Source organism: Pseudomonas sp. SWI36, assembly GCF_002948105.1.
Classification (GTDB): domain Bacteria; phylum Pseudomonadota; class Gammaproteobacteria; order Pseudomonadales; family Pseudomonadaceae; genus Aquipseudomonas; species Aquipseudomonas alloputida.
Genome location: NZ_CP026675.1, coordinates 2051940 through 2076452 on the forward strand (window position 1 = coordinate 2051940; position 24513 = coordinate 2076452).

The following is a 24513-nucleotide window of genomic DNA, read 5'->3' on the forward strand; positions in this document are numbered from 1 at the left end:
TCGGATTCATAAGGTGTCGAACCCGCAGATTGACAGGGTAATCGACCCCTTGTTCCGACCTGGATCAACCGCCGGTCAGGAAAAGGTTCGCGGTTGCACCATTTTCCCCGGTCGCATTCAAGACTGGCCAGTCACGACCGATAGCCCGGCAAGTCATGTTTTGTCGCTCTTATCCCACTTGCCTGGATCCTCCTCTCCATGTCCCTACGCAACATGAATATCGCCCCGCGCGCGCTTCTCGGCTTCGCGCTCATCGGCCTGCTGATGCTCGGCCTTGGTATCTTCTCCCTGGTGCAGATGGGCAACATCCGCCAGGCGGGCGTTGCCATCGAGCAAGTCAGCGTGCCCAGCATCAAGATCCTCGACGAACTCACCGCGCTGAACCTGCGCATGCGCACGCTTTCCTACCGCCTGCTGCTCAACCGCGAGCCGGCAACCCAACGCGATACCCTCGATCTGCTGGACCAGCGCAACAGCCAGATCGACCGTGCACGCCAGGCCTATCTGCCAATGATCGTCGCCGCCGACGAACAGGCAGCATTCGACCAGTACGGTCAGTTGCTCAACCAGTACCGCCAGTTGGAATCGCGCATGCGCACACTGAGCCAGGCCGACCGCCTGGATGAATTGCGTGACCTGCTCAACCGCGACCTGCTGGCCAACTCCGAGCAGATCAACAAGGTCATGGACACCTTGGTACGCATCAACACTGACCAGACTCGCGCCACCAACGAAAAAGCCGCCAACCAGTATGCCGGCGCTTTCGCTCTGGTGATCGGCCTGCTGGTTGCCGCCACCGTACTGACCTTCGCCTGTGCTTTCCTGCTGACCCGCAGTATCGTCAAGCCGATCGAAGAAGCACTCAAATGCGCCGAGCAAGTCGCCGACGGCGACCTGACCCACGTCATCCGCGCAGAGGGCACCGACGAAGCCGCCCGGCTGTTGCGCGCCATGGCGCGCATGCAGGACAAGCTGCGCGACACCTTGCAGCAGATCGCCGGCTCCGCCACCCAGCTGGCCTCGGCGGCAGAAGAGTTGAATGCCGTCACCGACGAAAGTGCCCGTGGCCTGCAGCAGCAGAACAATGAGATTGAACAGGCCGCCACTGCAGTCACCGAAATGACCAGTGCGGTGGAAGAAGTGGCGCGCAATGCCGTGAGCACTTCAGAAGCCTCCAGTGAAGCCAGCCGCTCCACCGGTGATGGTCGTGACCTGGTGATGGAAACCGTGGGTGCGATCGAGCGCATGAGCGGTGATGTGCAGGCCACCGCCAAGCTGATTACCCACCTGGCCGAACAGTCGCGCGACATTGGCAAGGTGCTCGACGTGATCCGTGGCCTGGCCGACCAGACCAACCTGCTGGCGCTCAACGCAGCCATCGAAGCCGCGCGGGCCGGTGAAGCGGGCCGTGGTTTTGCCGTGGTCGCCGATGAAGTGCGGGCATTGGCCCATCGTACCCAACAGTCGACCAGCGAAATCGAGCGCATGATCGGCAGCATCCAGGGCGGTACGGAAGAGGCGGTAGAATCGATGCGCACCAGCACCGAGCGTGCGGAGTCGACACTGAACATCGCCCGGGGCGCAGGCATGGCACTGGACACCATCGCCGGCGCGGTGGCGCAGATCAACGAGCGCAACCTGGTAATTGCCAGTGCGGCCGAAGAGCAGGCCCAGGTAGCGCGGGAAGTGGACCGCAACCTGGTGAACATCAATGACCTGTCGGTGCAGAGTGCTACCGGGGCGCATCAGACCAGCGCGGCGAGTGCCGAGCTGTCGCGCCTGGCGGTAGACCTCAATGGCCTGGTAGCCCGGTTCCGCACCTAGAAGCATTCGCGGGCACGCCCGCTCCCACAAGGTTCACCGCAGTCCTGAAGATAGCGATGACCCTGTGGGAGCGGGCGTGCCCGCGAAGAATCCAGACTGGCCACTGGATCAGTAATCGATCCGCACATCCCCTTTCGGCACGCTGCAGCACGACAGGATGTAGCCCTCGGCTTCGTCCTCTTCGGTAATCCCGCCGTTGTGCTCCATCTCCACCTCGCCGCCCAGCTTGAGCACCTTGCAGGTGCCGCAGATGCCCATGCCGCAGGCTTTCGGGATCATCAGGCCAACCTTGGCTGCCGCCGCATGCACGGTCTCGCCCGGGGCGATGCGGATGCTCTTCTCGCTGCCGATGAACTCCACCAGATTGAGGTCGGAAACGTCCAGCTCAGGTGCATCGGCCGCCTGCTCGGCGTGCTCCACGGCATCGGCCTTGGCTTCCGCCGGCGTCGCGCCGAACGACTCCTCGTGGTAATTCGCCATGTCGAAACCGACCGCTTCGAGCAGGCGCTTGACCGCTGTCATGTACGGCGTCGGACCGCAGCAGAACACCACGCGCTCCATGTAGTCCGGCGCGATCAGTTCCATCAGCCGCTGGTTCAGGTAACCGCGGTAACCCGCCCACGGCTCGCCCAGGCCGTGCTTTTCGCAAATGATGTGCAGGCTGAAGTTGGGGATGCGCGAAGCCATCTGCTCCAGCTCGCGGTGATAGATGATGTCCTTGGGCGAACGGGCGCTGTGCACGAACACCATGTCGACATTGGCGTTGGTGTCGTAGAACCAGCGCGCCATCGACATCACCGGGGTAATGCCCACGCCACCCGACAGGTACAGCACCTTGCCCGACGGGAAGTCGATGGCGTTGAACAGGCCCACAGGGCCGTGCACCGGCAGCTCGAGGCCTTCGTGCATGGTGTCGTGCAGGAAGTTCGACACCAGGCCACCCGGCACGCGCTTGACGGTGATCGAGAAGCTGTAGGGCACTGACGGCGAACTGGAGATGGTGTAGGACCGCATCACGGGCTTGCCTTCGATCTCCAGCTCCAGGGTGACGAACTGCCCTGGCTTGAAGAAGAACATGATCGGCTGGTCGGCCATGAAGCAGAAGGTGCGCACGTCCCAGGTCTCCTGGATGACCTTGACGCAGCGCACGATGTGGCGGCCGTTGGCCCAGGTCTGGGTAGTGACCGGATTGAGGAAGGTATCGGACATGTTCATCTCCAGCGGCCGACTATGGCCCTTTTCATGGCTGCGATAATGCGCAAGCTGAAGACGACGCACATTCCTGCCTGCGACATCGACGTGCTTATCGCGACCAGCCCCGTGGCACAAGGGCTGGCGCGTCGTTATTCAAATCGGCCATGTCGCCCATGGATACGGTTCGCGGCGTCTTCGGACGCACACTCCACGGCAAAAGAACTAGCTGTTTTATCTGAAGCAGCCTTGCGGCACCACAACAACGATTAGCCACCTTTTGCCGGCCGCATACGGCCCCGAGGAATACACGATGGACGTCACCGCAACCCTGAGCCTGGGCGATCCACTTGAACCTGCACGCAAGGCTACCGCCGAGATGTTGCAGACCCGCGAGCGCACCTACTCGCTGCCCCAGCCTTTCTACACCGACGAGCGTCTGTTCCAGATCGACATGCAGGAGATCTTCCATAAAGAATGGTTGATCGCCGGCATGACCTGCGAGATCCCGGCCAAGGGCAACTACATCACCCTGCAGATCGGCAAGAACCCGATCATTGTGGTGCGCGGTGCCGAAGGCAAGGTGCATGCCTTCCACAACGTCTGCCGCCACCGCGGTTCGCGCCTGTGCGTCAGCGAGAAAGGCAAGGTGGCCAAACTGGTGTGCCCATATCACCAGTGGACTTACGAGCTGGACGGCCGCCTGCTGTTCGCCGGCACCGAGATGGGTGCTGACTTCGATATGAGCCAGTACGGCCTCAAGCCCGTGAACGTGAAGGTTGCCGGCGGCTACATCTTCATCAGCCTGGCGGAAAACCCGCCTGCCATCGACGAGTTCCTGGCCACGCTGGACCATTACATGGAACCGTACGACATGGAGAACACCAAGGTGGCGGTGCAAACCACCTTGATGGAAAAGGCCAACTGGAAACTGGTGCTGGAAAACAACCGCGAGTGCTACCACTGCAACGGTTCGCACCCGGAACTGCTGCAAACCCTGCTGGAGTGGGACGACACCAACGACCCGCGCGCCAGCCAGGAATTCAAGGACCATGTGGCCGCCTCCGCCGCTGCCTGGGAAGCCGAGAAGATCCCGTACCTGCACAAGAGCCACGGCCTGCGTAACCGCATCGTGCGTATGCCGCTGCTCAAGGGCACCGTGTCGATGACCATGGACGGCAAGCAGGCCTGCCAGAAGCTGATGGGTCGCATCAAGAACCCGGACCTTGGCTCGATGCGCATCCTGCACCTGCCGCACTCGTGGAACCACTGCATGGGCGACCACATGATCGTGTTCACCGTGTGGCCGATCAGCGCCCAGGAGACCATGGTCACCACCAAGTGGCTGGTGCACAAGGATGCCGTCGAAGGTGTGGACTACAACCCCGAGAACATGCGCAAGGTGTGGGACGCCACCAACGACCAGGACCGCCGTCTGGCCGAAGAGAACCAGCGCGGGATCAACTCCACGGCGTACCAGCCTGGCCCGTATTCGAAGACTTACGAGTTTGGTGTGGTGAACTTCATTGACTGGTACAGCGGGCGGCTACTGAACAACCTGGGAGCAGAGCCTGCGCCGTATCTGAAGGAAGTGCAGGCGCAGTAACCCGTACCACCCACTGGCACGGCAAATTGCCGTGCCAGTGGGTTTATGGTCGCCTTATGTCCCGATTCGGAGACGGAGGCGGCGCACTGGGTTCAGTACCCCAGCGACGCCACGCATCCGCAGCTGCTCGACCTGCCGAAGCGATCCTGGCCCCGAGTGCCGTGCCTCTGCCCCACACGTACGAAGCCCCTTCGACAACCATGCGCATACCGGTGACTTCATAGAATGTCTCCCAGGCTACCCTTGCCCCCGACACTCCGGGCTGCCCCACCCCCCGCCATACAGCCTGTGCCGCCTCGGCGTTGGAGAACAAGCCACCGCTGATGTTCCCAATTGCGTTGCCCAACCCCAGGCGACGGCCGTGACTGGTCAGTACATTACCAATCCACCCTTGTTCGACTCCGCTCATTGCGGTGCTTGCAACCCCCATTCCTCCTGTGTAGAAAAGGCTCGTATTACCGATCCGGGATCTTAGGCTCGGCGCCGTATATTCCGTACCGGAATGCTGGCTTTGCAAGCGGGCTACCACGTTTCTGGCCGTTCGTGCGATAGCCCCGCCCAACGTCACCGAACTTGAAAACATGCTTATGCCACTGATCACCGGGCTAATCACGTCGACCTGGGGGCGGGCGAACCGGGCGAACCGGGTGGCCGGGGCGGCGCCACTGGGGTCGACCCGGTTGATCGGGTCGCCACCGCAATAGGCATAGGCATTCAGCCCACCCTCCGAGAAAGGGCTGAGTGAGTCGGCAGAGTGAAAGCGCATCAATACAGGGTTGTAGGTTCGCCGGCCGTTGCCCAGGTGATAGCAACCCGTCAGGTGATCGACCATCTGCCCGGTGAAGGCAATATTCCTTGCACCAGCACAGGCCCCGTATGCTGAATAGGACTTTGGAATCCCGCCCATGTGGGCAGGGATAACGGGTTGCAGCATGCCATGCATGATGAACGCTCAGCCGATAGTGATCGCTCATCCTACTCGCCTGGAACAGGACTGCTAACTGATAGAAATGATAGGTTCTTGGTACTTATTCACAGGTTTTGACTCAGGTGATCCTGAATTTTCACCTGCACTCAGGGTTCAAGCGTGTGTGAGCCCCGATTGGCTGTTTTCTGATCAAAGCACTCGAAGACAGGAACGGCGTGGCCTACAGCCGGTATCAAACAGATTATCCACAGACCGGCTCACAGAGATTGTGGGAAAATCCTGGCAAAAAGCAGCATGCCCGCATCAGGCGATGCCAAGGGAAGCTGATCATTTTATGATCTAAACCGTGTAAGCGCCGTTATATAAGGCTCCCAGCCATGCACCAACAATTTATCCACACCTTGGCGAACAGATTCCGTGGGCAAAACGGAGCGTACCTGACATTCAGCCGTTTTGCTGGAATCCAGGCATGTGAGGGGGGAAGTGAATAACTTATACACAGGGGACTGGGCTATGAATTGTGTCGCAGGGGCCGCAGCGGGCCCCAGGATCTCGAGTCTGGCTCAGGATTGTCAGGGCTGCTAAGCGGCCTATCGCGTAACACAGGCCGCTCCCACGGGACTCAGCGCAATACGCCCTCTTCCACCAGCAGCTTGAGGATCGCCTCAGCGCCTTCCTGCGGCGAAACGTCCTTCAGCACCTTGCCACCACCGCCACTGGCCTTGGCCGTCGCCGCCTTCATGCGGTCGGCGCCGCTCTTGGCCTTGATCACCTTCAAGCGCTTGGGCCTTGGACGGGCCGGTTGCAGCTCGGCTTCAGCCAACAGCTCATCTTCGACAATGGCCACGTTACGCGCCGCCAATACCCCCCGGCGCGCAGGCCCAAAAGCGCTCTGGCGCGGCTTGGGCGCCGCGTTATCCACAGTCGCCAGCAATGGCAGACGCACCTTCAAGCGACGCCGCTGACCACGCGGCAGAGCCTGCAACACCTGCGCGGTGCCGTTGTCGATCGACTCCACCTCAGCCAACCCGACAATCAGCGGCCAGCCGAGCTTTTCGGCCAGCAGGAACGGCAACATGCCCGACCCCTCGCCAGTCTCGGCCTGGCTGCCGGTCAGCACCAGTTGGGCCCCGGCGTCGCGCAGATAATCGCCCAGCACGCCCAGCACATCGGCCCCGGCCGGTTGCTCCAGCACGTCGAGGTGGTCCAGGCCCATGCCCAGGTAAGCGCGCAAGGCCTCTTCCTGTGGATCGCCCGCATGCACCACCTGCAAGTTATCCCCAGCCAGCTGCAAACCCAACTCCACGGCGCGGGCATCCTGCTCGGCGCGGCGGGCGCGGCCGGAGCTGGGGTGGGCACCAATGGAAACCAGGCTGATCACTTTCGTACTCATGCTCGTGCCCTTATGCCGCGTCGCGCTGGCCGCCGCTGCGGTAGTTGTCCACAGCCTCGATCAGCGCCTTGAGAATCGCCGAGCTGTCGCCAATCACCGACAGGTCAGCCCGTTTGATCATGTCGCAGCCCGGATCCATGTTGATCGCCACCACCTTGTCGCAGGCACCGATACCCTGCAGGTGCTGGATCGCGCCCGAGATACCCACAGCCACGTAGACACGCGCGGTAACCCAGGTGCCGGTAGCCCCCACCTGGCGGTTGCGCGGCATGAAGCCGTCGTCCACCGCCACCCGCGAGGCACCTTCGGTAGCGCCGAGGGCTGCGGTGGCCTTGTGGTACAGGTCCCAGTCCTTGACACCGTTGCCGCCCGAGACGATGAACTCCGCTTCAGCCATGGCAATGGTGGCCGGGTCGACGGCCACCGAGCCAAGGTCTTCGATGCGCGGCAGGCTGCGCACCACACTTGTGGACAACTCCACCGGCAACGCTTCGTGACGGGTTTCGCTGACCGGCTCGGCGCACTCGGCCGCCGCCAGGATCAGGCGCGGCACAGTGCGTTGCAGGTCTTGCTGGCCGGCGCCGGCGCGGCCGATGCACTGGCCGTCCTTGACCTGCCATACCCGCGTTGCCGGGCGCTCGCCCAGCGCGGCGCCCAGGCGCCGACCCAGTTCCCCGCCACCGGTGCGGCTGTCAGGCAGCAGCCAGTGGCGCGGCGCGAACTGGTTATCCACAGCCCGCAGGCCTTGCACCAGTTGCTCCGGTGCATAACCTTCAAAGGCCTCGCCTTCGATAACCAGCAGGCGATCGACACCGGCTGTGGAAAAGTTGCTTTCCTTGTGCTCGTTGAACACCACGGCCAGCACCGCCCCGTCGCTGCCAGCCAGGCTGTGGGCCAGGCCAAGCAGGTCGCGGTCGTGGCTGCTCAGGCGGCCGCCAACCATGTCCGGCACGACGGCAATGTAGAACGCCGGCGCCGCCACCTGGTGCAGTGGCAACTTGACCTCGGCTGCTGCCGTGCGCCGCCCGCCCGCGCCGGTGCCCTGCTGGGCGCCGCTGCGGTCGATGCGCTTGATGCCGGCCGGGCCGACAAAGCCTGCGGCAATCGCATGTGGGTTCTTGCGGATGATGCCGTTGGGCCCCATCCAGCTGGTCTGTTGCGTCTGCATCGCGGCATGCAGCGGGTGCAGACGGTTACGGGCGATCCACTCGGCGCGTGGATCGCGGCGGATAATGTCGCTCATCAGTGCACCTCCGCAGGTTCACGTTTAGCCGTTTGCGGCTTTGGGACAGTGGATGCGTCCTCCTCGATCAGCACGTCGGCCACCAGTTCGGCCAAGTCCTTGATCTGTGGGCGCGGCTCGACCACGCCTTCAAGCATGGCGGTGCACTGCGGGCAACCCACGGCTACCAGCTCGGCCTCGGTCTCACGGATGTCGTCCATGCGCATGTCGGGAATACGCTGCTTGCCAGGGATGTCAGTGATCGGCGCACCGCCACCACCACCGCAGCAACGGGAACGGAAGCCCGAGCGCTGCATCTCGCGCACCTCGATACCCAGCGCCTTGAGCACTTCGCGCGGGGCTTCGTACTCGCCGTTGTAGCGGCCCAGGTAGCACGGATCGTGGTAGGTGACGCTGCCGCCCTTGTGCTGGCCAAGGTTGAGCTTCTTGGCCGCGATCAGTTCGGCGATGTAGGTGCTGTGGTGCTGCACCTGGTAGTCACCGCCCAGGGCGCCGTATTCGTTCTTCAGCACATGGAAGCTGTGCGGATCGCAGGTGACGATACGCTGGAACTTGTACTTGGCCAGGGTCTGGATGTTGCGCTTGGCCAGTTGCTGGAAGGTTGCCTCATCGCCCAGGCGGCGCGCCACGTCGCCGCTGTCGCGCTCTTCCAGGCCGAGTACGGCGAAGTCCACACCCGAGGCTTTCAATACTTTGACAAACGAACGCAAAGTGCGCTGGTTACGCATGTCGAAGGCACCATCACCGACCCAGAACAACACTTCGGTCGCTTTCACTTCAGACAGCAGCCGCAGGTTAAGGTCGGCAGCCCAGTTCATGCGCCCGCCGGGGGCGAAGCCGCCAGGGTTGTCGGTGGCAATCAGGTTGTCCAGCACCTCGGCGCCCTTGTTCGGGGTGGCGCCCTTTTCCAGGGTGAGGTGGCGGCGCATGTCGACGATGGCATCGACATGCTCGATCATCATCGGGCACTCCTCGACGCAGGCACGGCAGGTGGTGCAGGACCACAGCGTCTCGGCGTCGACCAGGCCATTGACGATCGGCTGGTGTGGATTGCCGCCGTGTTCGCCGATTGGTTTGCCAGGGTATGGGCTACCGGCGAATTGCGCGTCAGTGCCACCGGCAAGGCCGATGACCATGTCCTGGATGAGTTTTTTCGGGTTCAACGGCTGGCCAGCGGCAAAGGCCGGGCACATGGCTTCACATTTACCGCACTGCACGCAGGCATCGAAGCCCAGCAGCTGGTTCCAGGTGAAGTCCACCGGCTTTTCCACGCCAAGGGGAGCGTTCGGGTCTTCCAGGTCCAGCGGCTTGAGGCCGGTGGAGCGGCCGCCGCCGAAGCGTTCGGCACGGCGGTGCCAGGCCAGGTGCAAGGCACCGGCGAAGGCGTGCTTCATCGGGCCGCCCCAGGTCATGCCAAAGAACAGCTCCGACACACCCCACAGCACGCCCAGGCCCAGAACGGCGACCATCACCCAACCACCGGTGTTGGCCGGCAGGATACCGGCGACCGGCAGGGTGGCAATGAAGAAGCTCACGGCGAACGCCAGCAAACTCTTCGGCAGGCGCATCCACGGGCCCTTGGACAGGCGAGAGGGCGGGTTGAGGCGGCGTTTGAAGACAAAGATGGCACCGGTGAACATGATCACCGTGGCTACCAGCAGTGCGTAGCCGAGGATCTTGCTCTGCAGGCCAAAACCATGCACCAGAATGGCCAGCACAGCAGACAGCACAAAGCCGCCCGCAGTGGCCACGTGGGTCTTGGACATGTATTTGTCGCGCTCAACCACGTGGTGCAGGTCCACCAGGTAGCGGCGCGGCATGGCCAGCAGGCCGCCGATCAGGTTGACCTTGGACGGCCGGCCACGGCGCCACATGCGCACCCGGCGCAAGGCACCGAGCACTGCCAGGCCAAGGGCAGCGAACAGCAGGATGGGTAGAAGGGTGTTCAACATGGGAGACTCCCACAAACAGCTGGATTCTTGCGCCGACCAGAGGGCGAGACTGGCCCCATGTAAGAGCGGGTTCACCCGCGAATGCGTCCGGTCAGGCAACAGTGTTGTCAGTGCTGACGCATTCGCGGGTAAACCCGCTCCTACAGGGATCGCGCCCGATGGCGGCGACTGTTAACGATCAGAAGTCCTTGCACAGGCGCAAGGCGTCGTAGATCGCCGCATGCACGTTGCGCTGGGCCACGCAGTCGCCGATGCGGTACAGCAGGTAGCCTTCGCCCGGCTGGCTGAGGATCGGCTGTGGCTTGATGGCGAACAGCGCCTCCACGTCGATCTGGCCCTTGTTGCGCGAACCTTCCTTGAGCGCGTAGTACAGCTCCTCGTCAGGGCGCACGCCGTTTTCAACCACGACTTGATCGACCACGCGCTCTTCCTTGGCGCCGGTGTATTCGTTCTCCAGTACCGCCACCAGCTTGTCGCCTTCGCGGTAGACCTTTTCCAGCATCATGTCGCCGGTCATGATCACTTCTTTGGGGTACATGCTGCGGTAGTAGGTGGGGAAGGTGGTACCGCCCATGGCCACACCTGGCTTGATGTCGTCGGTGACGATCTCGACCTGGCTGCCCTTGTCGGCGATGAAGTCGGCGACCGACATACCGGTGAATTCGCAGATGGTGTCGTACACCAGCACATTCTTGCCCGGCGCTACCTTGCCATCGAGCACATCCCAGCTGCTGACCACCAGCCCTTCAGCGGCGCCCCAGTGCTCGTTCTGCTCCAGGAACGAGTGCCCACCTACGGCCAGCACGATGACGTCCGGGCGCAGATCCTGGATGGCGGCCACATCAGCGGCAGTGCCCAGGCGCAAGTCGACTTTCAGGCGAGCCAGCTCAAGCTGGTACCAGCGGGTGATACCGGCAATCTGGTCACGCTGCGGGGCCTTGGCGGCAATGGTGATCTGCCCGCCAATCTGGTCCCTCTTCTCGAACAGGGTCACGTCGTGGCCGCGTTCAGCAGCCACGCGGGCCGCTTCCATGCCGGCAGGGCCTGCGCCAACCACCACCACCTTGCGCTTGACGCCGGTGGTCTTCTCGATGATGTGCGGCACACCCATGTACTCACGGGAGGTCGCGGCGTTCTGGATGCACAGCACATCCAGGCCCTGGTACTGGCGGTCGATGCAGTAGTTGGCACCGACGCACTGCTTGATCTGGTCGATCTGGCCCATCTTGATCTTGGCGATCAGGTGCGGGTCGGCCATGTGCGCACGGGTCATGCCGACCATGTCCACGTAGCCGCCTTCAAGAATGCGCGTGGCCTGGTTCGGGTCTTTGATGTTCTGCGCGTGCAGCACCGGGACCTTGACCACTTCCTTGATACCGGCCGCCAGGTGCAGGAACGGCTCCGGCGGGTAGCTCATGTTGGGGATGACGTTGGCCAGGGTGTTGTGGGTATCGCAACCCGAGCCGACCACGCCGATGAAGTCGAGCATGCCGGTGGCGTCGTAGTAGGCGGCGATCTGCTTCATGTCCTCGTGGCTGAGGCCATCAGGGTGGAACTCGTCACCGCAGATACGCATGCCCACGCAGAAGTCGTCACCCACTTCGGCGCGTACGGCTTTCAATACTTCCAGGCCGAATTTCATGCGGCCTTCAAAGGTGCCGCCCCATTCGTCGGTACGCTTGTTGACCCGTGGGCTCCAGAACTGGTCGATCATGTGCTGGTGCACCGCCGACAATTCCACGCCGTCCAGGCCGCCCTCTTTGGCGCGACGCGCAGCCTGCGCGTAGTTGCCGATTACCCGCCAGATCTCTTCCACCTCGATGGTTTTGCAGGTGGCGCGGTGCACAGGTTCGCGAATGCCCGATGGCGACATCAGCGTCGGCCAGTTGAAGCCGTCCCAACGCGAGCGACGGCCCATGTGGGTAATCTGGATCATGATCTTGGCGCCATGCTTGTGCATGGCGTCGGCAAGGTTCTGGAAGTGCGGGATGATGCGGTCGGTCGACAGGTTGACCGATGCCCACCATTCCTGCGGGCTGTCGATGGCCACCACCGACGAGCCGCCACAGATGGCCAGGCCGATGCCGCCCTTGGCCTTCTCTTCGTAGTACTTCACATAGCGGTCGGTCGTCATGCCGCCGTCAGTGGCGTAGACCTCGGCATGCGCGGTGCTGAGCACACGGTTGCGGATGGTCAGTTTGCCGATCTGGATCGGCTGGAACATTGCTTCGAATGCCATGACGCTATCTCCGGCTTACAACGGCTTTGTAACGAACAGGCCATCTTCGTGGCCTTCTTCCGACCCGCCATAGACCTGCTCGGCCACGGTGCGGATCTTGCTGCCGCGGGCAGCGAGAATCTGGTCCATCGCGCCAGCGAACCAGCCGGTGAACATGTAGTCGACCTTGCGGCCGCACTTGCCATAGACGTACACGAACGCAGAGTGCTTGAGCTTGACGCTGCAGGTACCTTTATCCAGGTCGATATCCTGGATCTCGAACAGGCCCCAGCCACGCTGGCTCAGGCGCTTCATGTAGTGCTCGAACACCGCCACGCCTTCCAGGCCATGGCACTCGGCCTCTTTTTCACACCAGTGCCAGGCAGACTTGTAGCCAGCCTTGTAGAGGATCTCGGCATAGGCGTCGGCGCCCAGCACTTCCTCGATGCCCATATGGTTATTGACGAAGAAATGCCGAGGCACATACAGCATCGGCAAGGCGTCGCTGGTCCAGACACCGGTCTCGCTGTCGACTTCGATTGGCAATTGCGGGGCGATTTTGGCCATGGAAACTCAACTCCATAAAATTTTTTGTGGGTGCCCCGGCGTTGCTGGCAGGGGCTATCAGGCTTGGAGAGCGGCTTACTCGCCCCAGACATCCTTGAGGACGTTTACCCAGTTCTCGCCCATGATCTTGCGCACCACGCGCTCGGAATGGCCGCGTTTGAGCAAGGTCTCGGTGAGGTTGGGGAATTCGCCGACGGTGCGAATGCCCAGCGGGTTGATGATCTTGCCGAAGTTGGTCAGGCGGCGGGCGTAGCCCTTGTCATGGGTCAGGTATTCGAAGAAGTCCTGGCCGTGACCCTGGGTGAAGTCGGTACCGATACCGATGGCGTCTTCACCGACGATATTCATGGTGTACTCGATGGCCTCGGCGTAGTCATCGATGGTCGAGTCAATGCCTTTGGCCAGGAACGGCGCGAACATGGTGACGCCAACGAAACCGCCGTGATCGGCGATGAACTTCAGCTCTTCGTCCGACTTGTTGCGCGGGTGCTCTTTCAGGCCCGAGGGCAGGCAGTGCGAGTAGCACACCGGCTTTTTCGATTCGAGGATGACTTCTTCGGAAGTCTTGGAGCCGACGTGGGACAAGTCGCACATGATGCCGACACGGTTCATCTCGGCAACGATCTCGCGACCGAAGCCGGACAGCCCGCCGTCACGCTCGTAGCAGCCGGTGCCAACCAGGTTCTGGGTGTTGTAGCACATCTGCACGATGCCCACGCCCAGCTGCTTGAACACATCCACATAAGCGATCTGGTCCTCGAACGCATGGGCGTTCTGGAAGCCGAAGAGGATGCCGGTCTTGCCCAGCTCCTTGGCCTTGCGGATGTCGGCGGTGGTGCGCACCGGCATCACCAGGTCGCTGTTGTCGCGGATCAGCTTCTGGCTGGACGCGATGTTGTCGACGGTAGCCTTGAACCCTTCCCAGACCGACACCGTGCAGTTGGCCGCAGTGAGGCCGCCTTTGCGCATGTCTTCGAACAGCTCGCGGTTCCATTTGGCGATGATCAGGCCATCGATGACGATGCTGTCGGCGTGTAGTTCGGCTGGGCTCATCAGGCTGTCCCCTTTTATAGAGTTGGGTCGCGCCAAACCTTCTGCCGGCGCTTTGAGGCCAGCATATGCCTGTGCCCCGAGGCGCCCCGGTGCAAAAACGACAGGGGGTTTGCCGAAAGCGTCAATGCGCGACAAGAGCGCGTCTGGCGCGTGTTCCGGGGATGAGAGACAGTCTCGATAACGACATTTGCGGCCGGTACATGAACATTTGGTCAGGGAGCTACCACCTGACCTCTGGCTGAGCGAGAATCCCTGCGATTCGACAGCCTGTTGAGGAGAAAACGGATGAAATCAATGGCATGGCTGGTGCTGCTGGCCATCGTGAGCGGGGCCCAGGCCGGTGAGGAAGAAAGCACACCTTGCGACAATGTGGAGACCGACCAGCAAACGTTCGCCTGTGCAGCATTCAACAAGCAGGTCGCCGAGCGTGAGCTGCAGTCGGCCTACGACGAACTGATCGAGCGCATGCGTGATCAGTTTGGCGACGAGGCTGGCCTGATGTCGCGAATAGAGGCAGCCGAGAAAGTCTGGATCCAACTGCGCGATGCAGACTGCAAGGTCGAAACCCATGCTGAACAACCCGGCAGCAACGCCTACCAGATCGCCTGGAACAGCTGCATTGCACAGCGCAGCGATGAGCGGGCGGAGTATTTGCGCAGCCTGGGCTCGCAAAACAGTGACGAGCCGGCACCCGAAGATTGATCAGCACGCGCGAGTGAAGGATCAACTCCAGAGGAACAACATGCCGCTGATGCCCCCTGCGTAATTGCTCGATAGTGCCCTCAGACCACGTGCTCACCATGTGTGTCTTGGAACTCACAACTATCAAGGAATTACAAAGTGGCTGACATCAAAGTTGAAATGGAAAAAATCCGCAAAGAGGGTCAAGAGCGCGTAGCCGCTACCGGCCAGACCATCTGCATCTTCGCTGACAATGTGCCTGCCAACATTGCAGAAGACATCCTGGCCGGCATGCGCTTGATGACCGAACTGGCCAATAAGAAGTTCGACAAGGAAACCCAGCAGCGCGAGTGGTACAACTTCTACAACGATGGCCTGATCAAGTTTGGCTGGACCATGACGGGCGCAGCACATGCCGAAGATGCCATTGATGAGGACAACCTGACCCTGGCAGAGCTGATCACCAAGTCCGTCACCATCAGCGTCTCCGCGGACCCTCGTCGCGCCGCCTGCGCCAGGCGTGTTCTGCAAATTGTCGTGCAGAAGCCGGAAGTCAAGGCGCACCTGGAAAAGCACAGCCATAGCGAAACCGGCAAATCGAGCAACTTCGTGGTCGCCCAGTGCGAAATGACGCCACAAGGCCTGCCTGCGATGCACATGACCAGCTTCCAGGCCAGCTACGACTCGAAAGTCGAGCGTGAAGGCGCCCTGACCCGCAAGGTGGACAAAACCTCTACCCGCGTCTATCGCGCTTCGCAACAAGGCACGTTCAGCGTTCGTCACTTCGACGCTGCACGTGATCTTGTGAATGAGAAGATCAAAGGCGACCTCGGCGCGTTTCTCGCTATCTGATTAGCGAGGCCGGGTACCAGAGCGCGCTGGTACCCGGTTCTGGTCATCTGCATCCATCAAGGAGCAATGCCACATGGACGATACGAGCCTGGACACCCGAATATTCGAGGAGCGGCTAAGCATCAAGCCTGCGCCCTGGCTGACACTCGATACATGGGAAGATTTGCAGCTATGCCTGCGTTATTCGCAAGCAGTAGCCAATGAAAAATACTCGATGGAAACCCAGCCTCAGCAATGGTTCACTGTCGCTATCGCCACCTTGCAATCATTGAAATTCACCCTGCTCGAACATACACATAAAACCATTGTGTATGAGCCGCACTTGCTTGCATTAAGCGATGTGTACAGTGGCTTTCTACCCCCACCGCGCGAAAAAGGGCCTTGGTTCAAGAGCCTCGACGAAAATGTTCAAGCCGCTCTGCAGTCGGCAGGTACGCGTACCTTCACCGTCATGAACGCCTCTTCACATCTCAGTATCGAAATGGACCATGAAGGGGACCAGGTCCCGGTTGCGATCCTGTTCTATGCCTACTGCATTACCGACCCGGTCGAGCCCACCAGAAAGCTGAACCTGATATTCGATCACCTGGGTGCACGCTTCAATGCAGCAGGTTTCGCCCAGCTTCGCGAGGATCTGCAAGCAAGGAATCGCGAAAAGCTAAGGGCCATTCTCGAGCGTGAACTGGATTGAAGCTCACTTTGTACCGCTGGGCCGTCGCTCCTCCCGCGGGCACCGTCCAAACCTCAGCTTGTAGCGCCGCGTGAAATAGGATGGCAGTTCAAACCCGCACGCAAGGCTGACTTCAGTCACCGACATGTCGGTCTGGGCCAACAGCTGGCGCGCCTTGTCCAGCCGTAACCCGAGATAGAAACCACTCGGTGTTGCATCCAGGTGCATGCGAAACAAACGCTCCAGTTGACGCCTTGTCACCTTGATCGCGGCAGCCAGTTCCAGCGTACTCAGCGGTGGCTCGATGTGTTTTTCCATTTCGCCAATGGCATGGACCAGCTTCTTGTTGCTGATGCCATAACGCGCACCGATCTGCATGCGCTGGTGGTCCTGGCGCTGACGGATACGACCCAGCACGAACTGCTCGGACACCTTGACCGCCAGTTCGCTGCCGTGAGACTGGGCAATCAGGTGCAGCATCAAATCGATCGAGGCCGTTCCGCCGGCACAGGTGATGCGGCTGCGGTCGATCTCGAACAGCTCCTGGGTGGCTTGAAGGCCTGGATAGCGTTCCTTGAATGCCTCCAGCGCCTCCCAATGCAATGTCGCCCGGTAGCCCTCGAGCAGCCCTGCCTCGGCCAGCACCATCGCGCCCGTATCGATGCCACCGAGCATGACAGCTTCGTGGTTGAGCCGGCGCAACGCATGCAGCAGTTTGGGTGCGACATTGGCCAGTGGTTCGAAGCCCGCGACCACCAGCAGGATGTTGGCCGGCTCGCCCTCCCCCAAGGCGGCATCGGCATTGATCGACATGCCATTGCTCGCCAGCACCGCCTCACCGTCCAGGCTAAGCACCTGCCACCGGTACAACTGCCCCCCAAAACGATTGGCCACCCGCAGTGGCTCCACCGCCGAAATGAACCCCATGGCAGAAAAGCCGGGCACCAACAGAAAGGCAATCGTCTCCATCATCCCCTCCTCCACAGAAACTGGTCGCCCCGGTGCTAATTCCTGTCGCTAGCGTGCGCTTGGGCAAGGTAGCGCCAGCGTAGCGTATTCACACGGTCCGCAGAGGCCGCCCTCAATAACAATATGCACTGCCGATGGAGAGCCACCATGCACAGCTTGATCCGCCGCAGCCTGTTGCCCCTTGCCCTGAGCAGCATCGTCGCCACCCCGCTTTTCGCCGCCGAGCCCGCCGCCTGCAAAAACGTGCGCCTTGGCGTGGTCAACTGGACCGACGTCATTGCCACCAGCGCCATGGCCCAGGTACTGCTCGACGGCCTGGGGTACCAGACCAAACAGACCAGTGCCTCGCAACAGATCATCTTCGCCGGCATACGCGACAAACGCCTGGACATGTTCCTGGGTTACTGGAACCCGATCATGACCCAGACCATCACCCCGTTCGTCGATGCCAACCAGGTCAAAGTGCTGGACAAGCCAAGCCTGGAGGACGCGCGCGCCACCTTGGCCGTGCCGAAATACCTCTACGACAAGGGCCTGAAGACTTTCGCCGACATCCACAAGTTTGAGAAGGAGCTGGGCGGCAAGATCTATGGCATAGAACCGGGTTCCGGCGCCAACACCCAGATCAAGGCAATGATCACCAAGAACCAGTTCGACCTGGGCAAGTTCCAGCTGGTCGAGTCCAGCGAGGCCGGCATGCTCGCCGCCGTCGACCGCGCGGTGCGGCGCAAGGAGGCCGTGGTGTTCTTCGGCTGGGCGCCGCATCCGATGAACGTGAACATCGACATGGCCTACCTGGGTGACAGCCAGGATGCGCTTGGGCCTGACGAAGGCCGTGCGACGGTGTGGACGGTGACGGCGCCGGACTATGCCGAACGCTGCCCCAATGCCCACCGCCTGCTGGCCAACCTGAAGTTCAGCGCCGAGGACGAGAGCCGCATGATGCAGCCACTGCTCGACCACAAGGATGCGCTGGAATCGGCCCGCCAGTGGCTCAAGGACCACCCCGAGGACAAAGCCCGCTGGCTTGAGGGTGTGACCACCTTCGATGGCAAGCCGGCTGCGGACAACCTCAAGCTTACCGCCAACTGACAGGGCCCTTTCGCGGGCACGCCCGCTCCCACAGGTACAGCGCCACACTCGGGATCACATTGATCCTGTGGGAGCGGGCATGCCCGCGAAAAAGCCAACACCGACATCACAAGGAACTGCACCATGAACCACGACGTCATCATCACCTGCGCCCTCACCGGTGCCGGCGACACCGCCTCGAAAAGCCACCTGGTCCCGGTCACCCCCAAACAGATCGCCGAATCCGCCGTAGAGGCCGCCAAGGCCGGCGCCACCGTGGTCCACTGCCACGTCCGCGACCCGCAGACCGGCCGTTTCAGCCGTGATGTAAACCTCTACCGCGAAGTCATGGAGCGTATCCGCGAAGCCGACGTGGACATCATCGTCAACCTCACCGCCGGCATGGGCGGCGACCTGGAAATCGGCCCGGGTGAAACGCCGCTGGCGTTCGGCCCGGGCACCGACCTGATCGGCCCGCTGGAGCGCCTGGCCCATGTCGAAGCACTGTTGCCGGAAATCTGCACCCTCGATTGCGGCACCCTCAACTTCGGTGACGGCAACTCGATCTACGTGTCCACCCCGGCCCAACTGCGCGCCGGCGCCAAGCGCATTACCGAACTGGGGGTGAAGGCCGAGCTGGAAATCTTCGACACCGGCCACCTGTGGTTCGCCAAGCAAATGATGAAGGAAGGCCTGCTCGAAGACCCGTTGTTCCAGCTGTGCCTGGGCATCCCGTGGGGCGCACCGGCTGACACCACCACCATGAAGGCCATGGTCGACAACCTGCCTGCCAACGTCACCTGGGCCGGCTTCGGCATCGGCCGCATGCAGATGCCCATGGCCGCCCAGGCCGTGTTGCTCGGCGGGAATGTGCGGGTGGGCCTGGAAGACAACTTGTATCTGGACCGTGGCGTGCTGGCCAGCAATGGCCAACTGGTGGAACGCGCAAGCGAGATCATCACCCGCATGGGTGGCCGCGTGCTCAGCCCGGCAGAAGGCCGGGAAAAAATGAACCTCAAGCGCCGCTGATTCAACGATCGCAAATGCGCCGAAGACCCTGTGGGAGCGGGCGTGCCCGCGAAGCAGGCAACGCGATGGATGGCACCGGCCGTGCCGGTGTTCGCGGGCATGCCCGCTCCCACAGGGTTAGCCATGAACCCTGATGACTGTGTTTTTCCCTGAGGACTAGCTATGCCCTTTATCACTGAAATCAAAACCTTCGCCGCCCTGGGTAGCGGCGTGATCGGCAGCGGCTGGGTCGCCCGTGCCCTGGCCCATGGCCTGGATGTGGTGGCCTGGGATCCGGCGCCCGGCGCCGAAGAGGCACTGCGCAAACGTGTCGCCAACGCCTGGCCGGCACTGGAAAAACAAGGCCTGGCCCCTGGTGCATCGCAAGACCGCCTGAAGTTCGTGGCAACCATCGAGGAATGCGTGCGCAACGCCGATTTCATCCAGGAAAGCGCACCAGAGCGCCTGGACCTCAAGCTCGACCTGCACGCAAAAATCAGCGCCGCAGCCAAGCCTGATGCAATCATCGGCTCAAGCACTTCGGGCCTGTTGCCCAGCGAGTTCTACGAGTCGTCGACTCACCCTGAACGCTGCGTTGTCGGCCACCCGTTCAACCCGGTGTACCTGCTGCCGCTGGTGGAGATCGTCGGCGGTAGCCGCACCTCACCCGAGGCCATTGAAGCTGCCAAAACCATCTACACCGCACTCGGCATGCGCCCGCTGCATGTGCGCAAGGAAGTGCCAGGCTTCATCGCCGACCGCCTGCTCGAAGCGCTCTGGCGCGAGGCATTGCACCTGGTCAACGACGGCGTTGCCACCACGGGCGAAATCGACGACGCGATTCGCTTCGGCGCAGGATTGCGCTGGTCGTTCATGGGCACGTTTCTGACCTATACCCTGGCCGGTGGCGATGCCGGCATGCGCCACTTCATGTCGCAGTTCGGCCCTGCCCTGAAGCTGCCCTGGACGTACCTGCCAGCACCGGAACTGACCGACAAGCTGATCGACGATGTGGTGAGCGGCACTTCCGAGCAACAGGGCGAGCGCAGCATCGCTGCACTGGAGCGCTACCGTGACGACACCCTGCTGGCGGTGCTCGAAGCGGTGAAAACCAGCAAGGCCAGCCACGGCCTGTCATTCAGCGATTAAGGAGGCCAAGATGCCCGCTCTGATCACCTACCGCACCACGGTCCAGGAGGACTGGGTCGATTACAACGGGCACCTTCGCGATGCCTTCTACCTGCTGATCTTCAGCTACGCGACCGATGCCCTGATGGAGCGCATCGGCCTGGACGCCGATAGCCGCGGGCAAAGCGGTAATTCGCTGTTCACGCTGGAGGCGCATATCAATTATCTGCACGAGGTGAAGCTGGGCACCGAGGTGTGGGTGCAGACGCAGATCATCGGATTCGATAAAAAGCGACTGCACTTGTATCACAGCTTGCATCGAGCAGGTTTTGACGAGGCGTTGGCCGCCAGTGAGCAATTGCTTTTACATGTGGACCTGGCGGGACCAAAGGCCAAGCCTTTTGGAGAATTCAGCACCAATCAACTACAAAGCGTGGTCGATGGCCAACGGGATTTACCAACGCCAGCCTTTACAGGCCGTGTGATAAAGATCCCCATTTGACGCTAACGAGAGCAGTCAGCCCATGGCTGCTCGCTAGGCCTCGGTTATTGTGGGATATCGAGATTTATCCAGCTTTGGTACCTACCGTTATCGCATGCCAGTAACTCAGGCCCCGGCATTAAGCTGGGCTGAGAGCCTAGGCAAAGGTTGCGGTTATAGCTCTGTATTTTCAAGGTATGATCGGGCTGCGCTGATACTATCCAGAGAAGACCATCTTTGACTGTTGCGGGGCATGGTTCAGCCAAAACATAATTGTCAGCCCGCGCGACCACACAATTACCGCCCGGCGCCACAATCCTGAACGTACCCGCATCGCCCCACGGCTCTAAGGTCCATTTCTGCTGCGGGCCAGGAGAGCACGCGACGAACTGGATACTTGACCCGGCGAAATCCTGCAAGCAAGGGTGAGGGGAACCTTGCTCCAGCCGACCTTTATTTTTAAGCACACCCGGCATGGGAGGGTAGAAACTCTCTATACTTGCCCTACGCTCGTTGATCGCGCGGGCGACATCATGATGTGCGACAGTTCCCAGAGGTTGTCCTTGATAACTCAGCCGCGGATTGGAGTAAAACGGTACTTTCGGACATGTCGGGTTACAGTCATAAGACATCTGAGTTCGGAATCTGAGGTTCCCTCCATCCGGACCGTAGCGATATCCATGAATATAATTATTACTTTGCCCATCCCAGTTATGGATCATGCCAAAGTTGTGACCAATCTCGTGGGCTAACGAGGTAATGCAACTAATCGCCGAAAATCCTTGCGTCTTATTACTCGACGGCTTACCCGCGCCGCATAGCTCACTATTGGCAACGTACATCGAGACTAGATCAGCCCTGAGCTCCACCCTTTTGGCATTGACAGCGGGATTATTGTATTGAACCTCATTGAGGAGCGTTCCAAAGTCTTTCCCCACTTCGTCAATAGCAGAGTCTATAAACCCCGCAAACTCGTAAGTAATATTCACCTTGCTATTTTTTGCAATTTGATTTACATCCTGCAACCCTAGCATCAAATCAGCACGATAGTTTGGATTTTTCTCGCGAGACTGCACTGTACTTACAAATAGCAGCCTTATAATACTGTAGGCAGATGTGACCTGCTGCGGTTGTTCTAGAGCAGGGGATGCCGGAATCTCAACTTCTACGCCCAGTGCATCTTCAGAGGGTAACTTTGACTCGTCAACCTTGACCAGCACGTGTGTATCTGAGCCTATATAAACCAATCGGTATTGCTGGCCCTCCACCAAAAAACTGCCTGCCAACTGATTACCAAGGCGAATGACAGACATATAATACTTAGGATCGAAATCAATTTCTGCTTCCGACCCTGAGCTGCCTATTTTCCACTTTGAAGACTGATAGCCAACCCATCCTTCGTAACCATCAGCCAAGACGTTAAAGTTTCGCCGGTGAAACTTTTCAGCCTTTCGATTCGGCAGTGTTATAGCTATATTTTCAGTGCTCGCCCCAATCAATGATTCGTCAACCTTAACTAGCGTGAATTCTTCATTAGCGGGGTCGGCCAGCAAAGTTTTGAGATAACCTTTTGCTGTTTTCTGAAGCATCTGGCGGCTTTGAGTAGGTTGCAGTGTAAACAGCTGCGGAACAACACTCGAAACTGTGCTTGTTTGCGGGTTAGATGACGAACATGAGGCCATTATCAAGGTCGCGCCTAGGACAATGATCATGCAGATATTCTTTTTCACATTTTCCGCTCCTGTGGAATCCACCTTCCACAAAAGAGCACAAACTTCTGCAGTCCGTCACCTGACATAAATGCTAGGTGTATGAATGTATAGGGGGTCTGGCGGAATAAAAATAACCCCGGAAAGCCGTGAGCTACCGGGGCCAAGAGCGAGCAACATCCACTGCGTGTGAGCGAGGGTGACCAAACCCTCTGTACCGTGAATGGCCTCAGTGTGCGTGCTTGCCTGGCAGGGGATTTAGTCGTAAACGACCTGTTCTTAGCCAAAGCAGCCATGGCGACATTCTGTCCTTGCGAGGCTGTCGCACACGTCACAGAATCGGTCGTAAATCACAGCAGCACTCTCTTAGCGATAAAAGGGACAACAGCCATGATGCATGCGGATTTGATTGATCAGGACGACCTCGCCGGCCACCTGCGCGCGCGCGGTTTCGATATTCCTGCCGGGGCCAGTGCCGAACAGGCGTGTGAAGCGGTGGTTCGTGGGCTGACTGAGCCCAATGCGCGGGCGCTGAAGGGGATGGTGGAGCAGATGTACACCGGTAGTGCGACGATCCTGCCGGCAGTGCGCCAGGCCATCGACAAGCAACTGTTGCCAGCGTTGGCGCAGTTCAACAAACGCGCGTAATTCATTTACCCAGGCCCGGCCTCTTCGCGGAACAAGCCCGCCCCCACAGATCACCGCTGGCTTAGTTCAGCGGGTGACCTGTGGGAGCGGGCGTGCCCGCGAAGAGGCCGGCGCGGTATCAGAGCCTTACACTGGCAAATGTCGACTCGTTGCGCGCCTGGCTCAGGGCCGCCATCGGCCCGCTGTGCGGCGACAGGGTCATGGCCTGCGGAATCGGCATCATGGCTACCTGCTGTGCGGTGTTGGAGCCCACACGCTCGTCACGCGGCGGAATACCGAAGTACTCGCGATAGCACTTGGAGAAGTGCGGGGTCGACACGAAGCCGCATACCGATGCCACTTCGATGATCGACATCGGCGTCTGCTTCAGCAGCTGCCGCGCGCGGATCAGGCGCAACTTCAGGTAGTAGCGCGAAGGTGAGCAGTGCAGGTACTTCTGGAACAGGCGCTCCAGCTGGCGTCGCGAAACCGACACATAGACCGCCAGTTCGTCCAGGTCGATCGGTTCCTCAAGATTGGCCTCCATCAGCGCGACGATTTCCTGCAACTTCGGCTGGTTGGTGCCAAGCATGTGCTTGAGCGGCACACGCTGGTGGTCCTGCTCGTTGCGAATACGCTCGTAGACGAACATCTCGGAGATCGCCGCCGACAGCTCGCGGCCGTGATCACGGCTGATCAGGTGCAGCATCATGTCCAGCGGCGCGGTGCCACCGGAGCTGGTGAAGCGGTTGCGGTCAAGGGTGAACAGGCGGGTGCTCATGTTCACCCGCGGGAAGGCTTCCTGCATTGCGGCCAGGCATTCCCAGTGCACGCTGCAATCGAAGCCGTCGAGCAGGCCGGCGCAGGCCAGTGCCCAACTGCCGGTGCACACGGCGCCCAGCCTGCGCGACTGACGGGCCTGGGCTTGCAGCCAGGTGACGTGTTCACGGGTGACGGAGCGCTGGATGCCAACACCACCACAGACAATCACGGTGTCGATGGGCGGAGCATTGCTGATTGCGGCATCCGGTGTGATTTGCAGGCCATCGCTGGCCCACACCTGGCCGCCATCGATCGTCAGCGTGTGCCAGCGATACAGCTCACGGCCAGACAGCTGATTGGCCATGCGCAGCGGCTCGACCGCCGATGCCAGGGAAATCAGGGTGAAATTGTCCAATAGAAGAAACCCGATGGACTGGGGTGTTGTGCGGTTCTGGGTTGGATTCCCGGAGGTGTACGACGTCATCGCGATTTCTCCTCACACAAATGCAGGGTGTGCCTCAGGCGGGCACTTACTTCTTGTTATGACCCCTCGGTCATTTTCCGGGGGTAGGCTTGCCAA

Annotated in this window: 21 protein-coding genes; 10 read left to right on the forward strand and 11 right to left on the reverse strand. The window is 60.7% G+C overall.

Features of this window, described 5'->3' with window-relative positions:
• Positions 1 to 198: 198 nt before the first annotated feature.
• Complete coding sequence (locus tag C4Q27_RS09995) at positions 199 to 1824, forward strand: methyl-accepting chemotaxis protein (RefSeq protein ID WP_003255688.1); 1626 nt, start codon at positions 199 to 201, stop codon at positions 1822 to 1824.
• 108 nt (positions 1825 to 1932) lie between these two features.
• Here the strand turns inward: C4Q27_RS09995 and gbcB are convergent, their stop codons facing one another.
• On the reverse strand, positions 1933 to 3033 hold the full coding sequence (gene gbcB, locus C4Q27_RS10000) for a glycine-betaine demethylase subunit GbcB (RefSeq protein WP_014589387.1): 1101 nt from the start codon (positions 3031 to 3033) through the stop codon (positions 1933 to 1935).
• Between the two features lie 295 nt (positions 3034 to 3328).
• Between gbcB and gbcA the strand changes: the two genes are divergently transcribed.
• Positions 3329 to 4621 carry a glycine-betaine demethylase subunit GbcA gene (gene gbcA, locus C4Q27_RS10010; RefSeq protein WP_064490902.1) on the forward strand — a complete coding sequence of 431 codons (1293 nt, stop codon included), beginning with the start codon at positions 3329 to 3331 and terminating at the stop codon, positions 4619 to 4621.
• A gap of 43 nt (positions 4622 to 4664) precedes the next feature.
• On the opposite strand, the gene C4Q27_RS10015 is transcribed toward gbcA, so the two are convergent.
• From C4Q27_RS10015 to C4Q27_RS10045, 7 genes are all read right to left on the reverse strand, one after another.
• A complete protein-coding gene (locus tag C4Q27_RS10015) occupies positions 4665 to 5564 on the reverse strand; it encodes an RHS repeat-associated core domain-containing protein (RefSeq protein WP_064490901.1) in 900 nt (299 codons plus the stop codon).
• A 607-nt stretch (positions 5565 to 6171) separates the two neighbouring features.
• The gene (locus C4Q27_RS10020; RefSeq protein ID WP_003255694.1) at positions 6172 to 6942 is read right to left on the reverse strand and encodes an electron transfer flavoprotein subunit beta; all 771 of its coding nucleotides are present in this window, start codon (positions 6940 to 6942) and stop codon (positions 6172 to 6174) included.
• 10 nt (positions 6943 to 6952) lie between these two features.
• Complete coding sequence (locus C4Q27_RS10025; RefSeq protein WP_064490900.1) at positions 6953 to 8185, reverse strand: electron transfer flavoprotein subunit alpha/FixB family protein; 1233 nt, start codon at positions 8183 to 8185, stop codon at positions 6953 to 6955.
• On the reverse strand, positions 8185 to 10137 hold the full coding sequence (gene dgcB / locus C4Q27_RS10030; protein WP_088513489.1) for a dimethylglycine demethylation protein DgcB: 1953 nt from the start codon (positions 10135 to 10137) through the stop codon (positions 8185 to 8187). The genes C4Q27_RS10025 and dgcB overlap by 1 nt, the downstream gene beginning before the upstream one ends.
• A gap of 178 nt (positions 10138 to 10315) precedes the next feature.
• Positions 10316 to 12376 (reverse strand): dimethylglycine demethylation protein DgcA, encoded by a 2061-nt coding sequence (dgcA, locus tag C4Q27_RS10035; protein WP_003255697.1) that lies wholly within the window; start codon positions 12374 to 12376, stop codon positions 10316 to 10318.
• A gap of 15 nt (positions 12377 to 12391) precedes the next feature.
• Complete coding sequence (locus tag C4Q27_RS10040) at positions 12392 to 12922, reverse strand: DUF5943 domain-containing protein (protein ID WP_003255698.1); 531 nt, start codon at positions 12920 to 12922, stop codon at positions 12392 to 12394.
• A 75-nt stretch (positions 12923 to 12997) separates the two neighbouring features.
• On the reverse strand, positions 12998 to 13975 hold the full coding sequence (locus C4Q27_RS10045; RefSeq protein ID WP_003255700.1) for a dipeptidase: 978 nt from the start codon (positions 13973 to 13975) through the stop codon (positions 12998 to 13000).
• A gap of 285 nt (positions 13976 to 14260) precedes the next feature.
• Between C4Q27_RS10045 and C4Q27_RS10050 the strand changes: the two genes are divergently transcribed.
• The 3 genes from C4Q27_RS10050 to C4Q27_RS10060 all read left to right on the forward strand — a co-directional run bounded on the left by C4Q27_RS10050 (position 14261) and on the right by C4Q27_RS10060 (position 16199).
• Entirely contained in the window at positions 14261 to 14677 is a 417-nt protein-coding gene (locus tag C4Q27_RS10050) for a lysozyme inhibitor LprI family protein (RefSeq protein WP_064490898.1), read from the forward strand.
• A gap of 138 nt (positions 14678 to 14815) precedes the next feature.
• Positions 14816 to 15508 carry a hypothetical protein gene (locus tag C4Q27_RS10055; RefSeq protein ID WP_020193117.1) on the forward strand — a complete coding sequence of 231 codons (693 nt, stop codon included), beginning with the start codon at positions 14816 to 14818 and terminating at the stop codon, positions 15506 to 15508.
• Positions 15509 to 15581: 73 nt separating this feature from the next.
• The gene (locus C4Q27_RS10060; RefSeq protein WP_064490897.1) at positions 15582 to 16199 is read left to right on the forward strand and encodes a hypothetical protein; all 618 of its coding nucleotides are present in this window, start codon (positions 15582 to 15584) and stop codon (positions 16197 to 16199) included.
• 3 nt (positions 16200 to 16202) lie between these two features.
• Here C4Q27_RS10060 and C4Q27_RS10065 read toward each other — a convergent pair whose 3' ends face one another.
• Positions 16203 to 17150, reverse strand: coding sequence for a GlxA family transcriptional regulator (locus C4Q27_RS10065; RefSeq protein WP_011953245.1), 948 nt, complete (start codon positions 17148 to 17150; stop codon positions 16203 to 16205).
• Positions 17151 to 17294: 144 nt separating this feature from the next.
• On the opposite strand from C4Q27_RS10065, the gene choX reads away from it, so the two are divergent.
• The 4 genes from choX (at position 17295) to C4Q27_RS10085 (ending at position 20856) form a co-directional block, all read left to right on the forward strand.
• Positions 17295 to 18239, forward strand: a complete 945-nt coding sequence (gene choX / locus C4Q27_RS10070) for a choline ABC transporter substrate-binding protein (RefSeq protein WP_014589378.1) — start codon at positions 17295 to 17297, stop codon at positions 18237 to 18239.
• A gap of 123 nt (positions 18240 to 18362) precedes the next feature.
• Positions 18363 to 19247, forward strand: a complete 885-nt coding sequence (locus tag C4Q27_RS10075) for a 3-keto-5-aminohexanoate cleavage protein (protein ID WP_003255710.1) — start codon at positions 18363 to 18365, stop codon at positions 19245 to 19247.
• Between the two features lie 162 nt (positions 19248 to 19409).
• Positions 19410 to 20375, forward strand: coding sequence for an L-carnitine dehydrogenase (locus C4Q27_RS10080; protein ID WP_104886801.1), 966 nt, complete (start codon positions 19410 to 19412; stop codon positions 20373 to 20375).
• 10 nt (positions 20376 to 20385) lie between these two features.
• Positions 20386 to 20856 carry a thioesterase family protein gene (locus C4Q27_RS10085; protein ID WP_104886802.1) on the forward strand — a complete coding sequence of 157 codons (471 nt, stop codon included), beginning with the start codon at positions 20386 to 20388 and terminating at the stop codon, positions 20854 to 20856.
• A gap of 44 nt (positions 20857 to 20900) precedes the next feature.
• Here C4Q27_RS10085 and C4Q27_RS10090 read toward each other — a convergent pair whose 3' ends face one another.
• Positions 20901 to 22565 carry a reprolysin-like metallopeptidase gene (locus tag C4Q27_RS10090; protein ID WP_256600063.1) on the reverse strand — a complete coding sequence of 555 codons (1665 nt, stop codon included), beginning with the start codon at positions 22563 to 22565 and terminating at the stop codon, positions 20901 to 20903.
• Positions 22566 to 22934: 369 nt separating this feature from the next.
• Here C4Q27_RS10090 and C4Q27_RS10095 point away from each other — a divergent pair, with 369 nt between their 5' ends.
• Positions 22935 to 23192 carry a hypothetical protein gene (locus C4Q27_RS10095; RefSeq protein ID WP_003255717.1) on the forward strand — a complete coding sequence of 86 codons (258 nt, stop codon included), beginning with the start codon at positions 22935 to 22937 and terminating at the stop codon, positions 23190 to 23192.
• 118 nt (positions 23193 to 23310) lie between these two features.
• On the opposite strand, the gene C4Q27_RS10100 is transcribed toward C4Q27_RS10095, so the two are convergent.
• Positions 23311 to 24417 (reverse strand): GlxA family transcriptional regulator, encoded by a 1107-nt coding sequence (locus C4Q27_RS10100; RefSeq protein ID WP_010951663.1) that lies wholly within the window; start codon positions 24415 to 24417, stop codon positions 23311 to 23313.
• Positions 24418 to 24513 lie beyond the last annotated feature (96 nt).

What these genes read in the sequence shown, in the direction of transcription:
- C4Q27_RS09995 (WP_003255688.1), top strand. Translation starts at nt 199, where the DNA reads ATGTCCCTACGCAACATGAATATCGCCCCGCGCGCGCTTCTCGGCTTC.
- gbcB (WP_014589387.1), bottom strand. Translation starts at nt 3,033, where the DNA reads ATGTCCGATACCTTCCTCAATCCGGTCACTACCCAGACCTGGGCCAAC.
- gbcA (WP_064490902.1), top strand. Translation starts at nt 3,329, where the DNA reads ATGGACGTCACCGCAACCCTGAGCCTGGGCGATCCACTTGAACCTGCA.
- C4Q27_RS10015 (WP_064490901.1), bottom strand. Translation starts at nt 5,564, where the DNA reads ATGCATGGCATGCTGCAACCCGTTATCCCTGCCCACATGGGCGGGATT.
- C4Q27_RS10020 (WP_003255694.1), bottom strand. Translation starts at nt 6,942, where the DNA reads ATGAGTACGAAAGTGATCAGCCTGGTTTCCATTGGTGCCCACCCCAGC.
- C4Q27_RS10025 (WP_064490900.1), bottom strand. Translation starts at nt 8,185, where the DNA reads ATGAGCGACATTATCCGCCGCGATCCACGCGCCGAGTGGATCGCCCGT.
- dgcB (WP_088513489.1), bottom strand. Translation starts at nt 10,137, where the DNA reads ATGTTGAACACCCTTCTACCCATCCTGCTGTTCGCTGCCCTTGGCCTG.
- dgcA (WP_003255697.1), bottom strand. Translation starts at nt 12,376, where the DNA reads ATGGCATTCGAAGCAATGTTCCAGCCGATCCAGATCGGCAAACTGACC.
- C4Q27_RS10040 (WP_003255698.1), bottom strand. Translation starts at nt 12,922, where the DNA reads ATGGCCAAAATCGCCCCGCAATTGCCAATCGAAGTCGACAGCGAGACC.
- C4Q27_RS10045 (WP_003255700.1), bottom strand. Translation starts at nt 13,975, where the DNA reads ATGAGCCCAGCCGAACTACACGCCGACAGCATCGTCATCGATGGCCTG.
- C4Q27_RS10050 (WP_064490898.1), top strand. Translation starts at nt 14,261, where the DNA reads ATGAAATCAATGGCATGGCTGGTGCTGCTGGCCATCGTGAGCGGGGCC.
- C4Q27_RS10060 (WP_064490897.1), top strand. Translation starts at nt 15,582, where the DNA reads ATGGACGATACGAGCCTGGACACCCGAATATTCGAGGAGCGGCTAAGC.
- C4Q27_RS10065 (WP_011953245.1), bottom strand. Translation starts at nt 17,150, where the DNA reads ATGATGGAGACGATTGCCTTTCTGTTGGTGCCCGGCTTTTCTGCCATG.
- choX (WP_014589378.1), top strand. Translation starts at nt 17,295, where the DNA reads ATGCACAGCTTGATCCGCCGCAGCCTGTTGCCCCTTGCCCTGAGCAGC.
- C4Q27_RS10075 (WP_003255710.1), top strand. Translation starts at nt 18,363, where the DNA reads ATGAACCACGACGTCATCATCACCTGCGCCCTCACCGGTGCCGGCGAC.
- C4Q27_RS10080 (WP_104886801.1), top strand. Translation starts at nt 19,410, where the DNA reads ATGCCCTTTATCACTGAAATCAAAACCTTCGCCGCCCTGGGTAGCGGC.
- C4Q27_RS10085 (WP_104886802.1), top strand. Translation starts at nt 20,386, where the DNA reads ATGCCCGCTCTGATCACCTACCGCACCACGGTCCAGGAGGACTGGGTC.
- C4Q27_RS10095 (WP_003255717.1), top strand. Translation starts at nt 22,935, where the DNA reads ATGATGCATGCGGATTTGATTGATCAGGACGACCTCGCCGGCCACCTG.
- C4Q27_RS10100 (WP_010951663.1), bottom strand. Translation starts at nt 24,417, where the DNA reads ATGACGTCGTACACCTCCGGGAATCCAACCCAGAACCGCACAACACCC.